We start from the raw sequence: 16,204 nt of genomic DNA on the forward strand, positions 1-16,204 counted from the left end.
CCGGGAGAGTTCCATGAAGCGCATCGCAAAGATCCTGACGGCCACCGCAGTGGCATGCGCCGTTCTCGCTCCGGCGCTTGCCGAAGCCCATTCGCACCGTGTGTGCCATTTCGATCATCACCACCATCGCATGTGCCGCTGGGTGCGGTAACCGTGGCTTTCACCGGGGATGCCCGGGACGCTTTCACCATTCAGGCAAATCAGGAGAGGACTATGAAAAAGACGATGTTGATCGCCGCGCTCGTCGCCGGCATGGGGGTGTCGATCGGTGCGTTCGCGCAGGTTCCGGCCAGCGCGCCGGCCGGAACGACCGGTTTGTGCAAGGACGGCTCGTTCTACTCGGGTGCATCGAAGAAGGGCGCATGTGCCGGCCACAAGGGTGTGAAGACCTGGTACGGCGCATCGTCGGCGGCAGCAGCCAGCGCGCCGGCCGCGATGGCGCCTGCGACGGCGGCTTCCGCTGCCGCCGCGTCCGGTGCCGCGCCCGCGAAGAGCGCCCCCGCGACGACCGCCGCTGCGGCGCCGGGCGGCGGCGCGGGCAAGGTGTGGGCCAACGACAGCACGAAGGTCTATCACTGCTCGACCGACAAGTACTACGGCAAGACGAAGCACGGCAGCTACATGTCGGAAACGGATGCGAAGGCGAAGGGCTTCCACGCGTCGCACGGCAAGGCCTGTTCGTAACGCGGGCAGGGCGCGCGAGTTCGTTCGCTTGCGCGTCGTCTGAACGCTGCAGGAAATCACGCCCCGCCACCCCGGCGGGGCGATTCATTTGCAACGCCGGCGGTTGCGTCGCAGCACCGGTTCAGTGCGCACGATGCGATTATGTTTCGGTTGCCGTATCGTGCTCGGTTGTGCGCGCATCGAGCAGCGCACGCAACGTGACGTAGTGCGCGCCGTTTGCGTTGCCTTCCACATCCGCGGTGCGATCGTACGGCTCGTTGTCATGGATCGTCGCGCGCACGATCGGATAGATCTGCGTTTCCCAGCGACTGCCGTTGAACACGCCGTAGTGGCCCGCACCCGTCTGCACGTGGTGCGTCTTCAGATACGACGGCAACCCCGAACACAGCTCCTGCGCGGCGACCGTCTGGCCCACCGCGCAGATGTCGTCCTTCTCGCCCTCAATCGTCAATAGCGCGGTGCGGTGAATCGCCGCCGGTTCGACGAGCCTGTCGCCCACCGTCAGTTCGCCGCGCGCGAGCGCGTATTGCTGGAATACCTTCTCGACCGTTTCCAGATAGAACTCCGCGGTGAGGTCGGCCGTCGCGAAGTATTCGTCGTAGAAATGCCGCAGCGTGTCGGCTTTCGCGGGGTCGCCTTTCGCGCGCTCGTAATACAGGTCGGCAAACGATGCCGCATGCCGGTCGGGGTTCATCGACATGAACGCGCCGACCTGCACGAAGCCCGGATACACGCGCCGCTGCGCACCGACGAAGCCGGTCGGCACGACGCTGATCAGGTTCTTCGCGAACCATTCGATCGGCTGGCTCGTGGCGAGCGCGTTGACCTTCGTCGGATTCACGCGGCAGTCGATCGGGCCGGCCATCAGCGTCAGGCTCGCGGGCTGCGCCGGATCGCCGCCGGCGGCCATCAGCGCGACCGCCGCGAGCGCGGCGACGGTCGGCTGGCAGATCGCGAGCACATGCGTGTCCGGGCCGACCTGGCGGATGAAGTCGATCACGTGCGTGACGTATTCGTCGAAACCGAAGCGCCCAGCCGTCAACGGGATGTCGCGCGGGTTGTGCCAGTCGGTGATGTACACGTCGTGGTCGGCCAGCATCGTGTGCACCGTGCCGCGCAATAGCGTCGCGAAATGCCCTGACATCGGCGCGACGATCAGCACGCGCGGCTGGCGCGCGACCGGCAGTGCCTTGCGGAAATGCAGCAGCGTGCCGAACGGCGTGGCCGCGGCCGCCTCCTCGACGATCGGCACCGTTTCTCCGTCGACGACGATCGACGCGATTCCGAACGGCGGACGCCGGTGCGAGAACGCGCAGCATTCGAGCAGCTCGCACAGCGCGTCGAGCATGCGGCCCGTCGGTATTGACGTAGTTGGGGGCCACAGCGACATCGTCGCGCGCGTGGTCGCAGCCCATGCGCGCGCCGGGCGCAGGCATTCGGCAGACCATTGGTATAACGGATAGGCAAACAGGTTCATGACCGTCGCTCGTTGCGCTGCGTTGTATTGAACGAGGCAAGCCGTGTGCCAGCGTGCGGCTGGCACGCGCGTTGCGAGTGGTTCGGGAACGCGGTGGCGCAGGTGGCACGCGACGACGGACGGCCGAAGGCGATGCATTGCCGGGCCGGTCCGGCGCGCGGCCCGTGCTGCAATACCGTGCGGCGTCGCGCCGGTTCGGCGAATATGCCGCACAGGCGTGGTGCGGGTGACGGGTGCGGCGTCCGCTTTCGGTGCAGGGGCACGAACGGCTTTCAGCAGGGGAGCGACATGGAATCAACCGGACAGACGACGCTGACCATCAGCAGCCGCAATTACTCGTCGTGGTCGATGCGCGGCTGGCTGCTCGCGAAGCTGAGCGGCCTGGCGTTCGACACCGTCAGCGTACCGATCGATGCCGCGTCGCGCGCGGAGCTGCTGCTGCTGTCGCCGTCGATTCTCGTGCCATGCCTGACGCACGACGGCAACAAGGTGTGGGATACGCTCGCGATCGCCGAATACCTGAACGAAATCCGGCCGCAGGCGCGGCTGCTGCCTGAAGACCGGCATGCGCGTGCGCATTGCCGGTCGATCTGCGGCGAGATGCATTCCGGGTTCAGCGCGTTGCGCTCCGCGCTGCCGATGAACCTGCGCGCGCATTTCCCCGGCTTCCGGATCTGGTCGCGCGCGCAGCACGACATCCAGCGGATCGTGACGATCTGGCGCGAGTGTCTGGCCGCGTATGGCGGCCCCTGGCTGTTCGGCGCGGAGATCGGTATCGCCGACGCGATGTATGCGCCGGTCGTCACGCGCTTCCTGACCTACGACGTGAAGCTGGAGCCGGATATCGCCGAGTACTGCATGCGCGTGCTCGCGCATCCGTTCGTCGCGGAGTGGATCGACGCGGCGAAAGCGGAGCAGGAAGACATCGACGAACTCGACATGGAGTTTTGATGCGCGCGATCGCGGCGCGCTTTCAATTGCACTACACGCGCAAGCAGCGAAATTGGATTCTCGATGCAGCTGCGCAATGCGCAAACGTTTTGCCTTGATTCCGGGTTAAACCGAGTGCGAATTCCCTAAAGGATGTTGAGCTCGATGACGTAAACGAGTCACGGGGACGACTCGCGACACGCATGCTTTCGATGTGCGGCGCGCAGTCTGCAACATTCAGCGCAGCAGGGGAATCGACGTGAATCGTCAGCAATCGTGGACGCGTACAGCGGCGCCCGGAGAAATCATTTACTCGGAGGGCTTCGCGGGCGAGCCCGTGATCTTTCTGATCACCGACGGCAAGGTCGAGCTGTCCACGCGGTGCGACGACAAGCGCGTCATCGTCGCGACGCTCGGCCGCGGCGAGTTCTTCGGCGAATCGGCGCTGCTCGCCGCCGAGCCGCGCGCCCATACCGCGAAGGCGCTTTCGTTCTGTCAGCTCACGGTCGTGCCGGCCGGCATGCTCGATGAAGAAATCGAGCGCGTGTCGGCGCTGCTGCGCCATATCGTGCGAACGATGATCCGGCGCGTGAAGCGCAAGGACGATCAGCTCGCGACCTACACGCATGCGGACTTCATGCCCGGCGTGCTGTCGTATGCGCATGTGCTGTCGCTGATGGCCGGCGCCGATGCGCGCGAATCCGGCGACGGGTGGGCGCGCCGGCCGATGCAGGCCCATGCGACCGAAACCTCGGTGCCGCTCGCCGAAGTGATCCGCAAATGCCGCGCGATTGCGGGCCACTCGCGACCGCACGTGCTCGCGATGCTGCGACGCATGGAGAAGCTCAATCTCGTCACGATCGAAGCCGCGCAGGCCGACCATGTCGGCGGTGCAGCCGACTATGCGGCTTCGTCGGATGCGCGCCAGGTCGTCACGTTCGATGCCGCGCGCGTGATCGATCGCGCGCAGCAGGTCGCGGACCACGATCTCGACTTGTCGATCAACAGCGAACTCGAGCTTATCGAACTGGCCGATCTCGAATCGTTGATCGGCGTCGAGAAGACGCTGTTGCTCAACAAGCTGTCGAACGGCGAGATCGCCGACGAAGTGTTCGCGTTCCGCAAATCGAAGGTGCTCAGTTACGTCGAGCAGAAGGGCGTTGCGTACTTCTCGCGGCGCAACGCGCGTCGCGGCGGCGACGTGCGCGCGCTGGAGGATCTCGTGTGGGTCGACCAGCGCACGCTGTTCGACGTGATCAGCACGTTCGATACGTACGATCTCGCGAAGCTGATCGCGAACCTCGACGATCGCGCGGTGGCCGACAAGCTGTTTTCCGTGATGACCGAGGCGCGGCGCAACGAGGTGTCGTGGGTGATGCGCCGCGAGCTCAAGCTCGATCCGATCGAGATCGAGGATATCGAGCAGCGCGTGCTGGATGCCGTGCGCGCGGCCAAGGCGCCGGCGACGGGCGCGGCGTCCGTGGCGTCGGATGCGTGACACGGGGAGGCGTATGGATCTGTTGACCTTGGCCGGTGTGGTGCTGGGCGGCGCGGCGATCGTGTTCGGTTTCGCGCTGGAAGGCGGGCATTTTTCGATGCTGTTCCAGTTCGAGGCGCTCGTCATCGTGCTCGGCGGCACGCTCGGCGCGGTGATGATCCAGAACACCTGGGCACGTTTTTTCGACGCGGTGAGGCAGTTGCGGCTCGCGTTCGTGCGTGCGAGAGAGGTCGATCGCAAGCACCTGTCCGACCTGCTCGAATGGGGCGATCGCGCGAAGCTCGACGGGCTGCTCGCGTTCGAATCGATGGACGTGAGCGGCATTCATCCGTTCGCGCGCCGCGGGCTCGAACTGCTGGCGAACGGCGTGTCGACCGCCGTGCTCGAGGATGCATTGCAGCGCGAACTCGATGCATACGAGCGCAGCCGCCTGGCCGCCGCGCGCGTGTGGCAGCAGGCTGGCGGTTATGCGCCGACGTTCGGCATTCTCGGATCGGTGCTCGGGCTCGTGCAGGTGACGAGCCATATTCTCGAACCCGCGCAACTCGGGCCGGGTATCGCGGTTGCGTTCATTGCGACGCTGTACGGGCTGGCGTTTGCGAACCTCGTGTTTCTGCCGCTTTACGGCAAGCTGCGCGCGCAGATCGATAGCGAGCTGCGGTTTCGCAAGCTGTATCTCGACGGATTGCTGGCGATCTCGCGCAAGGAGTCGCCGCATACGATCGAAACGCGGTTGACCGGCGATGTGCGCGGGCGTGCGGCCGAGTCGCTCGCGTGATGTGCTGCGTATGCGGTACGACGAACAGGGATCTTCGGCATGACAGCCCGAACTGATGGCACGACCGCCACCGATCGCGACCACGACGATCTCGAAGGCACGCAGTCCGGACGCTGGCTGATTTCGTACGCGGATCTCATCACGACGCTGATGGTGCTGTTTCTCGCGCTGTATGTGCTCCAACTCGCGAAATACAACGCACTCGATGCGCGATACCAGACGCTCGCTCGACATGTCGGTGGCGCTGCGAGTACCGCTGTGCCCGAACGTGCGCCGGCCTGGCTTGCATTGCTCGATAAGTTGAAGACGAACGGGCGGATTTCGCTGGTGAAGGCACCGCACAGCGTCGAGATCGGCATCGACGCGAAGATCCTGTTCAACGTCGGAGATGCACGCTTGCTGCCCGATTCGTCGCAGGTGCTGAACCAGATCGCGCAGGCACTGAGCGAGCATGCGACCGGCGACATTCTCGTCGAAGGGCATACGGACAACGTTCCGATCGCGAACGCCAAATACGAATCGAACTGGGAGCTTTCGTCGGCGCGCGCGGGAAGCGTCGTGCGCTACCTGACCGTGCGCGGCGTGGCGCCGCACCGGCTCGCGGCGATCGGGCGGGCCGATACGCAGCCGCTCGTGACGGGCGACGATACCGCTGCGCGGGCGCGGAATCGGCGCGTGACGATCTTCGTTGCGTATTGAGCGGATTGCTCACGCTCACCCAAGATTTGAACTTGAGGGAATTTGTAGATGTCGACCGAGAATAGTGCCGGGGCCGTTGCAGAGCGCACCGGGGAACGACGTGTTCGCGCTTTCGCCGCACTGTTGATGCGTGTGTCGACGGCCGATTTGTCGCTTAGAAATCTGGTCATTCAGACGATTGTCTTTACCTTGGCGATTACCTGGGCTTGGCATTTTTGGCCGGGGCAATGGATCGCAAGACATATCACTTTCACGTCGCTGAGCCAGTGGCGATGGATACCGCTTCCGTTGGCGTTGGGTTACTTAGCGTTGATCGGAGTCATGCGGCATCGGTCGCTGATGGCGGCGCAGTTGGAAGTCCGTGAACTGCCGGAGGAAGCACGAGACGAGCAGAAGAACCAGCTCAAGAACCGAGTCGAAAGAAAACGCAGCCTGTACAAGATGATCGGCGAAGTATTCGCAGCGATGTCGGTGCTGGGCGCCGTGCTTTCGCTGGTGGTTTCGTATACATCGTTCGACGCGCGATTCTTGCGGCCGACTCAAAGAGAGATCACAGCGAACTTGACGCGGATCCAAGAGTTGACCGAACGGACGTGCGTCATGGGGGTGCCAGCGGACATTTGCATGACTCCGCCGACGGTGAGCCAGATGATCGAAAAAATCGAGAAGGCAACCGATGCGATTGAGAAACGAACTGCGGTAACCGACATGTTGGTTCGCATGCGTCCGTTACTTGCCAAGATTCAAGACGGCGGGTACGACGAACTGGCGCGGTTGCTCGATAATATCGACGTTGCATACCCGGATGAAGCACAGTTCTCGTTGTTGCAGATGGCCATTGCCTCGTTTCTGATTCTGACTGTTACCATCGCGGTCGGCTTCAAGCTTGCCGTTGCCGTGTATGAATACCGGGTCACGCTCTTGCCCACTGGCGACGGTGCCAAGCCTGCCGATACGCCTGACGTCCAACATTGCGCGAACGCACCATGCGTGACCGGACAGCAGCGATCACCCGAATAAGCGGCGAGATTCCCATCGATACGGAGATATATCGAACTTAATATGATGGGCATCTGAAATCAGCGATGCGCTTCTGCGCGTGCATGCCGATAACTCAAACTGGCTCAGACCGAGCGGTTATCGAGGGTTCCCCATGCATTTCTGGCGCAAGCTTTCCATTCAGAACAAGCTGATTCTCAGCATGACGAGTTGCCTGCTCGTGTTCGTCGCGATTTCGAGCGGACTGAGCATCCGCCTGATCGGCAACGCGGTGCGTGACCGCGTCGTCCGCGAAGAGTTGCCGACGGCAGTGAGCGGCATTCGCGCCGACGTGCAGCGGCAGATGGCCGGGCCGATCGCCGCGTCGCGTATTCTCGCGCGCGATGCGTTCCTGCTGCAATGGGAAGCGGACGGCGAACCCAACGCCGGCACGCGCAACTGGATCCAGCTTGCGAAGAACGTGAAGGACGAGCAGAAGGCGGCGTCCGTGCAGTGGGTGTCGGTGAAGAGCGGCAACTACTACAACGAAGCCGGCCTGCAGCGGAAGGTTACCGACAAGGATCAGTGGCTGACCAGTTTCCTGTCGTCCGGCAAGGCGTTCGACGTGAACATGGATCACGAGGTGACCGTCGGCGGCTACATGATGTTCATCAACAGCCGCGTCGAACTCGACGGCGTGCCGGTCGGCGCGGCGAGCATGAGCCTGTCCGTCGATGCGCTCGCGAAGGGCATTGCCGCTTACCGGATCGGCGAGACTGGATTCGCGTATCTCGTGCGTCCCGACGGCGCGATCATGATGCATCGCGATACGTCGCTGATCGACGGCAAGCATTTCATGAAGGATCAGCCGGGGCTGCCTGACGATGCGTCGTCGACGCTGCTGGCCGGCAAGCCGTATGCGTACCTGAGCTACAACGGCGACGGCGGCGCGCGCTTCATCGCGACGTCATTCATTCCGGAGCTGAATGCGTATGTCGTCGTCGAGGTGCCGCAGGCGGAACTGCTCGGGCCGGTGACGCGTGCGATCCGCAGCGCGGCGCTGGTTGCGGCCGTGGTTGGGCTTGGTGTCGCGCTGCTCGTGATCTGGCTGGTCGGGCGCGCGATTGCCGCGCCGATCCGGCGTGCGGCGACGTTGCTGTCGGAGATTGCGAGCGGCCAGGGTGACCTGACGCGCCGGATGACGGTCGAGAGCCAGGACGAGATCGGGCAGTTGTCGGATGCGTTCAACCGGTTCGTGTCGTCGCTGTCGACGCTGGTTCACCGGATTCGGGCGGCTTCCGCGTCGATTGCGACCGGGTCGGCGCAGATTGCTTCGGGGAATGCGGATCTGAGCGAACGCACCGAAGGGCAGTCGAGCAACCTGGAGCGGACGGCTTCGTCGATGGAAGAGATCACGGCCGTGGTGCGGAACAACACGGAGACGGCGACGACGGCCGCGAAGATGATTAACGGCGCGTCGGATGCGGCGGCGCGCGGCGGGCAGGTGGTGGGTGAGGTGGTGAGCACGATGGAGCAGATCAGCGACGCGTCGCAGCGGATCTCCGAGATCATCGTGATGATCGACAGTATTTCGTTTCAGACGAATATTCTTGCGTTGAATGCGGCTGTGGAGGCGGCGCGAGCTGGGGAGCAGGGGCGCGGGTTTGCTGTCGTTGCTTCGGAGGTGCGGAATCTGGCGCAGCGTAGCGCGCAGGCGGCGAAGGAGATCAAGGCGCTGATCGAACATAGCGCGGGGACGGTGAATACCGGGTCGCGGTTGGTTAGTGAGGCGGGGAAGGTGATGAGGGATGTTGTGTCGCAGGTTCAAGGCGTGAGCGCGATGATGAGCGAGATTGCTGAGGCCAGCCTGGAGCAGAGTGCTGGGATCGATCAGATTGGGGATGCGGTGCAGTCGCTCGATCAGATGACGCAGCAGAATGCGGCTTTGGTAGAGGAGAGCGCGGTGGCGGCCGAGAGCTTGAAGCAGCAGGCGGCGGAATTGACTAAGCTTGTATCGGCTTTCAAGGTGGATGAATAAAGTCTGCTTCGCGTTTTAGAATGAGACGTTTCTGAGGGACGGCTGCCGTGGGTTCACGGCAGCCGTTTTACGTTCGGGCTTGGTTTCGGGACATCATAGAAGAATGAAAAGAATTTCCAAACTGAAAGTCGCGGTGGGGGCGGTTGTGCTTCTGGCTCTGGTCGCTGTTGTCGGGGCGAAGGCGGTTACGTCGCCGACCGATTCTTATCTCGCGGATCGGAAGAAGGCTGCCGAGGCAGTTAATGCCGCTCGGATCGAAGATCGGGCGGATCTGGACAGGAAATACACCGCCGAGTTGAATGCGAAGCTGGTAAAGCTTGTCGGGACGGTCAAGGCGAAAGGGTTTTCCGGGAAAGCGGGGAGTACCGTGCAAAGCGTTGTCGCCGATGACTGGATAACGCCTGGGCCGGATGGGCTGTTCTTCAAATCGGATTACGGGAAGGCGAGTCTTCTTGTGACGATTGTTTAACTTTTGAAGGCTTGGGTGGCGATGGCGGATGTGGGGCTCAAGTCGACGGATGATGTTGCCGTTATCTTCGATAACGAGACGCTTTATTCGGACGTGTTTGGTGATGACGCTGCGGCGTTCCGGTTTGCCGAGTTGCCGGTGAAGCAGAAGCCGGCTGAGCGATTTCATCAATTCGTTGCATCGACGGGTTGAATCCGCAGCCAAGAGCGGTCATAAAAGATAAAATCTGCGCGGCCGATATAGGCTGGGATGCAGTCGCTCGATTTTTGGCTTCGAATTTCCGCTGCGTTCAATAAAAGACGTTGAACTGTGGCGAGAGCCGCAACTGGTTCCGAGGTCTTGCTCCAGCTATCCGTATATCCATGGCTTCATGCTTCGGTTATCGTTACAAAAATTACATGCAAAGGGGGCGTGCGAAATGCACATCGAATTCGTCGAGATCGCGAATTTCAGGAAGCTCTTGTCGGCCCGCGTGGATCTGTCGCTCAAGACGACGCTGTTTGTCGGTGCGAACAACAGCGGCAAGACGTCAGCTATGTTGGCCCTACGGCGCTTCCTAACGCCTCGCCGCTGTCCGTTTGACATCCACGACTTCACGTTGTGCCACTTGCCGGTGCTTGTGGACATCGGCGAAGCGTGGCTTCAGGCGAACCAGGAGGGTGTCGTGGCTGACCTCACCCTGGATCCCTGGGTGCAAGCGCTGCCGGCCTTGGATCTGTGGCTGCAGGTCAAGGAGGACGAGGTCCACCGGGTCCGAGATTTGGTCCCGCTCATGGACTGGACCGGCGGGCGGCTGGGAGTGCGACTGCGCTACGAGCCCAAAGACCTCAATGCACTGTTCAAGGAGTTCATCACCGCGATCACCGAGGCCAACGCCATGCGTGCAGCAGCGGCGGCTGCCGTAGCCGCCAAGGCTGCCGGCGCGGCGCCCACACCCAAGTTGACGGTCTGGCCCGAAACCTTGGTCGACTTCCTCACCAAGCGGTTGACCTCGATGTTCATGATCCGGGCCTATCCGTTGGATCCAGCGCTACTTGCCAACCCTGAAAAGCTTCGGGCCTTGCCGCAGTCGCTTCCGGCATCGGCATTGCCGATCGAGGGCGATCCTCTCAGTGGCCTGATCAAGGTGCATGACATCCCGGCGCAACGCGGCTTTGGCGAGATTCCTAATGGGGGCGAAGATGAAGGCGAGCTTCAAACCTCGGCGGGCGGTACGCGGCTATCTGAACAACTCAGAAGCTACTACGCCAAGCATCTGGATCCAGCAAAGGGGCCGGAACCCACGGACCTGGAGGCTCTGCAAGCCATGGAGGCGGCTGAGGATGCATTTGACCTGAAGCTGATGGAAAGCTTCAATGAATGCTTTACCGAGGTGGCGGGCTTGGGCTATCCGGGTGTCAGCGACCCGCGTCCGCGCGTATCGACACGCTTGCGTGCGATCGATGGATTGAACCACAGCGCGGCGGTCAATTTCGAGGTCGACGTGGTTTCGGATGCGGGCGCGGTTACGCCCATCCTGCTGCTGCCGGAGGGCAGCAATGGGCTGGGTTACCAGAACCTCATTTCGATGATCTTCCGGCTGATGAGCTTTCGCGATGCCTGGATGCGCGTCGGCAAAGCGTCCAAGAGTTCCGAGGCTGCGAGCATTGAACCACTTCACCTGGTTCTCGTGGAGGAGCCTGAAGCTCACTTGCACGCGCAGGTTCAGCAAGTCTTTATCAAGAAGGCGTACGAGGTGCTGCGTAGGCGCCCAGAGCTGGGGGAAAGCGATGCACTGCGTACGCAACTGATCGTCAGTACGCATTCGAGTCACGTTGCGCATGAGACGCCCTTCGCGAGCCTGCGGTATTTCCGGAGACTGCCAGCTGGCATGGTGGCCAAGGTGCCGGTGTCGACGGTGGTCAACCTGTCGCAGGTCTTCGGGGAGGGCACGGAGACCGAGCGCTTCGTCACCCGGTATTTGCGTGCACAGCACGCCGACCTGTTCTTCGCCGACGCATCGATCCTCGTCGAGGGACCGGCTGAGCGCATGCTCATCCCCAACTTCATTCGGGCCCACTACAAGGTGCTGCATCAGAGCTACGTCACCTTGCTGGAGATTGGCGGTAGCCATGCCCATCGTCTGCGCCCGTTGATCGATCATCTAGGCTTGCTGACGCTGATCGTCACCGACCTGGACAGCCTGACAGCGACGGGGGGCTCATCAGTTCAACCCGCTTTGGGCGCAGGCCAGAAAACCAACAACGCCACCCTAAAGACCTGGGTGCCAGCCCTGGACGAGGTCGACGCCCTTATCGGCGCGACGCCGGCGGCCAAGACGATCACGGATGCCGGCGACACGCTGTTCGCAGTGCGCGCGGCGTACCAAACGCCCGTTGAGGTCACGATGCCGGGCTCCACCGCCAAGGAGACCGCCTACCCCTACACCTTTGAGGACGCTCTCGTGTTCGAGAACGTGGCCTTCTTCGCTGCGTTTGCCGGCCCGGGATTGAACGCCAAGTTCCGAGCAGCCATCGCTAAGGGTGGCGGTGCAACTGTGGTTGGTACCAGCATGTACACCGCGCTCAAAGACGGCAAGAAGGCCGAATTCGCTCTCGACGTCTTGATGGCGGACGACTTCAACAAACTGAAGGTGCCGCAGTACATCGCCGAGGGTCTGGAGTGGCTGCTGGAACAGATGAAGAAGAAGCAGGTGGAAATCTTAACGACGGCGCCGGCCACGGCCGTTTCAGTCCCCACCGCCGCGAGTCCGGGGCCGGGAGCGAAGCCATGACGGCCGCCGACGATCAATTCGATGCCGAGGCCGACGCAACGATCATCGCGTGTCTTGACCTGGGCAAGCCCAGAAGCTTTTTCCTGTACGCAGGTGCTGGATCAGGGAAGACGCGATCATTGGTCAGCGCTGTCAGAAAGACGATCGATGGCGAGCACGGCCGGCAACTTACCTTGACCGGCAAGAAGGTTGGCGTCATCACCTACACCAACGCCGCTTGCGACGAAATCAAGCAACGCCTTGAATTCGATCCTCGCGTCGAGGTCATGACGATCCATGCCTTCTCATGGTCGCTGATCGAGGGCTTCAACGCCGACATCCGTCAGTGGGTCGCCAAGAACCTTGAAGAGGAGATTGCAGAGCTCGAGGAGCAGCACAAGAAGGGTCGCCCCAACACGAAAGCGGGTGTTGAACGGCTTCGATCCATGGAGAGCAAACGTCGCCGCCTGGCGCGTCTGGATTCCATCGTTAAGTTTATCTACAGTCCGACCAGCGACAACCGAACACGCGACTCTCTGAACCACTCGGAGGTCATCGCCATGACGGCGGCCTTCCTGACCAGCAAACCTGGACTGCGGCGGATGTTGGTCAGCAGGTGTCCGGTGTTGCTCATTGATGAGAGCCAGGACACGAACAAGGCGCTCATGGACGCCTTCTTGCATCTGGAGGAAGAGTTCCATGGCCGGTTCAGCCTGGGACTTTTCGGCGACATGATGCAGCGCATCTACTCGGACGGAAAAGAGCGGTTGGACAAGGCCATCCCGGCCAGGTGGGCCATACCTCGCAAGCGGATGAACCACCGGTGCCCGTCCCGCGTCGTCGAGGTTATCAACAGCATCCGCCACGATGTCGATGGCGAGGAACAGGTCCCTCGCAGCGACGCTGAAATGGGTGTGGTCCGGGTCTTCATCGCGCCCCAAGCGGGCGCCGACCCCTTCGCCATTGAAGCGGCAGTACGCCAGCGTATGGCGACGATTGCTGGTGACCTGGACTGGCAGAACTCTGACACGGTGAAGACGCTCGCCCTTGAGCATCTGATGTCTGCCAGGCGATTCGGTTTCGCGGAATTCTTCGAGCCGCTTTGGGCGGTCGACAACCTCAGGACGAGCCTGCTTCAAGGCGCCGGAGCAGGTCTTGGATTCTTCATCAGGGACGTGTTGCCGCTGGCCAAGGCGCTTCGTGCCAACGACCGCTTCGGGGCTACTGCGATCATCAAGGCGTCGTCGCCCCTTCTGGATCGCGCAGCGCTTCAAGAGGCTGGATCGAATCAGGTCGCGCAGCTCGGCAAGGCTAAGGCGGCGTGCGACGGGCTTCTGGCTCTGATCACGGAACAGCCTGAGATCAATGCTCAGGTTGTACTCGAGTTTGTTGCGCAGACGGGTCTGTTTTCCATCCCGGATACGCTGGCTCCCTTCGTTTCCGGTGACGCCAAGGCTGTGGAAACCGAGGACAACGTAGGGCAGGGCGATCAGGTGGATCGCACCGAGGACGGAGAAGCCGAAGACACCAGTCCTGAGCTGAGCGCATGGAGCAAAGCGCTTGAGGCACCACTGAGCCAGATTGAGCGCTACGACTTGTACGCGCGAGGACAGTCGCAATTCGGAACGCATCAGGGCGTCAAGGGGCTTGAGTTCCCACGCGTACTGGTCGTGATCAATGACGACGAGGCGCGAGGTTTCCTTTTTGCCTACGACAAATTCTTCGGTACCAAGGAGAAGTCAAAGGCGGACCTTGAAAATGAAGCCGCCGGCCGAGAGACCGGTTCGGACCGCACCCGCCGCTTGTTCTACGTGACCTGCAGCCGGGCCGAGAAGAGCTTGGCCATCGTCTACTACTCGCCGGATCCAGCACTGGCTCGCAGTGCCATCCTCCAGTACGGATGGTTCGAACAAGACGAGGTCGAACTGATCAACTGAATCGACGCAGCCCATCCCGTGGCTACAGGTCTGCAAGTCGCTCGCACAAATTTGGCACTTGCTCGGCGAAAGGCAGCAATGCGTTTGGCAGCAGCCGGTGACGAGGCAGCCGAGAAGTTCCGCACTGCAAAGCAGACATTGCCCAACGAAACCCGAATGGCTGTAATGGGTTGCGCCAGTCGCGCGTCGCAGGGCATTGGCCGGCCGAGTTCGGCCACGAGCGGACCTTCGATCTTAAAGAGTTGCCGACATACCATGCGACAGATTTGGACAACCAGGATGACTTGAGATGACCCAATACAGTACCCACGAAGAATTCGCTCAGTCAGTACGTCGACAGGTCGTCTCAACAGCGCAGGCGATGCTCGACGGACAGTTGAGCTTTCTGATCGGTTCGCGACGACTGGCTGGCCTGCGCCATGAGGCTAATGCGGCTGCCGACGACACGGACTTCTTGGTTTTCGTTGCTATCGATTCAGAAACCGATGCGTTGCCACTTGGTGCGGTCCGAGAGCATTGGGAGCAAAATGCCCTTGCCAAACTTGAGCCGGAAATCAAAGAAGCTGAACTGTGGGCGTCTACTGTAGGAACCGATGCATGCAAGTCGTTGATTGCACGATTTGGTCAGTAGAGACCAACGTGAAGGTTCGCAACGTGTCGGCATTGACCGCTGCCGGCCAGGAAGAGACACCCCACCTCTCGCCTCGACAGTCTGGTTTGGTAGTGCTTCCTGCCGCTCCACCGTGACAGCCGCCTGCATGGGCATGCTTACCCAGGCCGATACACGTCGCATTCAAGAGTGCTCCGGGCATATAGGGCCTGGGCCAGCGATCGCTGCATGAATATTATTGATTCGAAACATTTGATCTTGAAATTGGAAAATAAGCCCTCACGTTTTGAGCATGGAAAAACGAGACATGAGATCGCTTCCACGCGAAGCGCGCGAAGAACGGCGTCGACAGGTGATCGCCCTCCGGGAAGGCGGGATGACCTACGACGAGATCGCCCAACTTACCGATCTGTCGCGAACGGGTGTGTTCGATATATGCAAGCGTTACGTGCAGGAAGGCACGGCAGCCTTGCGTGACAAGCCGAGCGGGCGTGCCGTCACCCAGAAGCGCGCCCTGACGGAGCAACAGGAGATCGAGGTGCGTGTGTTGATGCGCGATCAAATGCCGGATCAGTTGAAGATGCCGTTTGCGCTGTGGACCCGCCACGCCGTGCGGGAGTTGATTCGACAACGTACGGGTCGCACGCTCACGCTGCAGGGCGTCGGTCTGTACTTGGCACGCTGGGGCTTTACGCCGCAAAAGCCGCTGAAGCGGGCGTACGAACAAAAGCCGCAGGCGGTTCAGACGTGGTTGAACGAGACGTATCCGGAGATTGCGCGCCGTGCGCAGACCGAAGGTGCGGAAATCCAGTGGGGCGACGAGACGGGCTTGCGTTCCGACGATGTGCGCGGGCGCTCCTACGCGCCGATCGGCAAGACACCCGAGCGGCGTGTCATGAGCAAACGCGAAGGGCTGTCGATCATGTCGACCGTGACGAACCGCGGCCAGGTGCGCTGGAAAGTGTTCGAAGGCGCGATGAACGCCGACATCCTGATCGACTTCTTGAAGCGACTGATCAAAGACATGCGGAGCAAAAAGGTGTTTCTGATCCTCGACAACCTGAAGGTTCATCACGCCAAGCTGGTCAAGGCGTGGCTGGCTGAACATGCCGACAAGATCGAAGTGTTCTACCTGCCCTCGTACAGCCCGGAGCTCAATCCCGACGAGATGCTCAACGCCGATTTGAAGGCCAGCATCACACGCCAGGCTCCCGCTCGGACCAAGGGGCATCTGAAGAAAGCCGCTATCAGCCATTTGCGACGGCTTCAGAAGTCGCCGCAACGGGTTACTCGTTATTTCATGCATAAACCCATCCGCTATGCAGCTTGATTCAAGATCAAATATTTCTGATCA

Annotated in this window: 15 protein-coding genes; 14 read left to right on the plus strand and 1 reads right to left on the minus strand. The window is 61.6% G+C overall.

The genetic code is table 11. The annotated features are described in order from the left end of the window. Positions 1-13: 13 nt before the first annotated feature. A complete protein-coding gene (locus FPJ27_RS07240; protein ID WP_177318382.1) occupies positions 14-151 on the plus strand; it encodes an HHHH-motif protein in 138 nt (45 codons plus the stop codon). Positions 152-213: 62 nt separating this feature from the next. After that, the gene (locus tag FPJ27_RS07245; protein ID WP_204422472.1) at positions 214-684 is read left to right on the plus strand and encodes a hypothetical protein; all 471 of its coding nucleotides are present in this window, start codon (positions 214-216) and stop codon (positions 682-684) included. A 139-nt stretch (positions 685-823) separates the two neighbouring features. Here FPJ27_RS07245 and phaZ read toward each other — a convergent pair whose 3' ends face one another. Next, entirely contained in the window at positions 824-2,161 is a 1,338-nt protein-coding gene (gene phaZ, locus FPJ27_RS07250; RefSeq protein WP_204422473.1) for a polyhydroxyalkanoate depolymerase, read from the minus strand. 288 nt (positions 2,162-2,449) lie between these two features. On the opposite strand from phaZ, the gene FPJ27_RS07255 reads away from it, so the two are divergent. From FPJ27_RS07255 to FPJ27_RS07310, 12 genes are all read left to right on the plus strand, one after another. After that, positions 2,450-3,112 (plus strand): glutathione S-transferase family protein, encoded by a 663-nt coding sequence (locus FPJ27_RS07255; protein WP_204422474.1) that lies wholly within the window; start codon positions 2,450-2,452, stop codon positions 3,110-3,112. A gap of 238 nt (positions 3,113-3,350) precedes the next feature. Next, the gene (locus tag FPJ27_RS07260; RefSeq protein ID WP_204422475.1) at positions 3,351-4,589 is read left to right on the plus strand and encodes a cyclic nucleotide-binding domain-containing protein; all 1,239 of its coding nucleotides are present in this window, start codon (positions 3,351-3,353) and stop codon (positions 4,587-4,589) included. A 13-nt stretch (positions 4,590-4,602) separates the two neighbouring features. Beyond that, complete coding sequence (locus FPJ27_RS07265; RefSeq protein ID WP_204422476.1) at positions 4,603-5,367, plus strand: flagellar motor protein; 765 nt, start codon at positions 4,603-4,605, stop codon at positions 5,365-5,367. Between the two features lie 39 nt (positions 5,368-5,406). After that, the gene (locus tag FPJ27_RS07270) at positions 5,407-6,066 is read left to right on the plus strand and encodes an OmpA family protein (RefSeq protein WP_204422477.1); all 660 of its coding nucleotides are present in this window, start codon (positions 5,407-5,409) and stop codon (positions 6,064-6,066) included. Between the two features lie 48 nt (positions 6,067-6,114). Next, positions 6,115-7,086 carry a hypothetical protein gene (locus FPJ27_RS07275; protein ID WP_204422478.1) on the plus strand — a complete coding sequence of 324 codons (972 nt, stop codon included), beginning with the start codon at positions 6,115-6,117 and terminating at the stop codon, positions 7,084-7,086. A 133-nt stretch (positions 7,087-7,219) separates the two neighbouring features. Beyond that, the gene (locus FPJ27_RS07280; RefSeq protein ID WP_204422479.1) at positions 7,220-9,082 is read left to right on the plus strand and encodes a methyl-accepting chemotaxis protein; all 1,863 of its coding nucleotides are present in this window, start codon (positions 7,220-7,222) and stop codon (positions 9,080-9,082) included. A gap of 103 nt (positions 9,083-9,185) precedes the next feature. Beyond that, positions 9,186-9,551: a hypothetical protein gene (locus FPJ27_RS07285; RefSeq protein ID WP_204422480.1), complete on the plus strand. Its 366-nt coding sequence runs from the start codon at positions 9,186-9,188 to the stop codon at positions 9,549-9,551. Positions 9,552-9,554: 3 nt separating this feature from the next. Continuing rightward, entirely contained in the window at positions 9,555-9,743 is a 189-nt protein-coding gene (locus FPJ27_RS07290) for a hypothetical protein (protein WP_204422481.1), read from the plus strand. A gap of 226 nt (positions 9,744-9,969) precedes the next feature. Next, a complete protein-coding gene (locus FPJ27_RS07295; protein ID WP_204422482.1) occupies positions 9,970-12,324 on the plus strand; it encodes an AAA family ATPase in 2,355 nt (784 codons plus the stop codon). Further along, positions 12,321-14,240, plus strand: a complete 1,920-nt coding sequence (locus FPJ27_RS07300) for a UvrD-helicase domain-containing protein (protein WP_204422483.1) — start codon at positions 12,321-12,323, stop codon at positions 14,238-14,240. The genes FPJ27_RS07295 and FPJ27_RS07300 overlap by 4 nt, the downstream gene beginning before the upstream one ends. A gap of 289 nt (positions 14,241-14,529) precedes the next feature. Beyond that, positions 14,530-14,871 (plus strand): DUF2489 domain-containing protein, encoded by a 342-nt coding sequence (locus FPJ27_RS07305; RefSeq protein ID WP_204422484.1) that lies wholly within the window; start codon positions 14,530-14,532, stop codon positions 14,869-14,871. A gap of 271 nt (positions 14,872-15,142) precedes the next feature. Then, positions 15,143-16,180: an IS630 family transposase gene (locus FPJ27_RS07310; protein WP_204421199.1), complete on the plus strand. Its 1,038-nt coding sequence runs from the start codon at positions 15,143-15,145 to the stop codon at positions 16,178-16,180. Positions 16,181-16,204 lie beyond the last annotated feature (24 nt).

The sequence above is a fragment of the Burkholderia sp. MS455 genome (genome assembly GCF_016899445.1).
Taxonomy (GTDB): Bacteria; Pseudomonadota; Gammaproteobacteria; order Burkholderiales; family Burkholderiaceae; genus Burkholderia; species Burkholderia pyrrocinia_C.

What these genes read in the sequence shown, in the direction of transcription:
- FPJ27_RS07240 (WP_177318382.1), top strand. Translation starts at nt 14, where the DNA reads ATGAAGCGCATCGCAAAGATCCTGACGGCCACCGCAGTGGCATGCGCC.
- FPJ27_RS07245 (WP_204422472.1), top strand. Translation starts at nt 214, where the DNA reads ATGAAAAAGACGATGTTGATCGCCGCGCTCGTCGCCGGCATGGGGGTG.
- phaZ (WP_204422473.1), bottom strand. Translation starts at nt 2,161, where the DNA reads ATGAACCTGTTTGCCTATCCGTTATACCAATGGTCTGCCGAATGCCTG.
- FPJ27_RS07255 (WP_204422474.1), top strand. Translation starts at nt 2,450, where the DNA reads ATGGAATCAACCGGACAGACGACGCTGACCATCAGCAGCCGCAATTAC.
- FPJ27_RS07265 (WP_204422476.1), top strand. Translation starts at nt 4,603, where the DNA reads ATGGATCTGTTGACCTTGGCCGGTGTGGTGCTGGGCGGCGCGGCGATC.
- FPJ27_RS07270 (WP_204422477.1), top strand. Translation starts at nt 5,407, where the DNA reads ATGACAGCCCGAACTGATGGCACGACCGCCACCGATCGCGACCACGAC.
- FPJ27_RS07275 (WP_204422478.1), top strand. Translation starts at nt 6,115, where the DNA reads ATGTCGACCGAGAATAGTGCCGGGGCCGTTGCAGAGCGCACCGGGGAA.
- FPJ27_RS07280 (WP_204422479.1), top strand. Translation starts at nt 7,220, where the DNA reads ATGCATTTCTGGCGCAAGCTTTCCATTCAGAACAAGCTGATTCTCAGC.
- FPJ27_RS07285 (WP_204422480.1), top strand. Translation starts at nt 9,186, where the DNA reads ATGAAAAGAATTTCCAAACTGAAAGTCGCGGTGGGGGCGGTTGTGCTT.
- FPJ27_RS07295 (WP_204422482.1), top strand. Translation starts at nt 9,970, where the DNA reads ATGCACATCGAATTCGTCGAGATCGCGAATTTCAGGAAGCTCTTGTCG.
- FPJ27_RS07300 (WP_204422483.1), top strand. Translation starts at nt 12,321, where the DNA reads ATGACGGCCGCCGACGATCAATTCGATGCCGAGGCCGACGCAACGATC.
- FPJ27_RS07305 (WP_204422484.1), top strand. Translation starts at nt 14,530, where the DNA reads ATGACCCAATACAGTACCCACGAAGAATTCGCTCAGTCAGTACGTCGA.
- FPJ27_RS07310 (WP_204421199.1), top strand. Translation starts at nt 15,143, where the DNA reads ATGGAAAAACGAGACATGAGATCGCTTCCACGCGAAGCGCGCGAAGAA.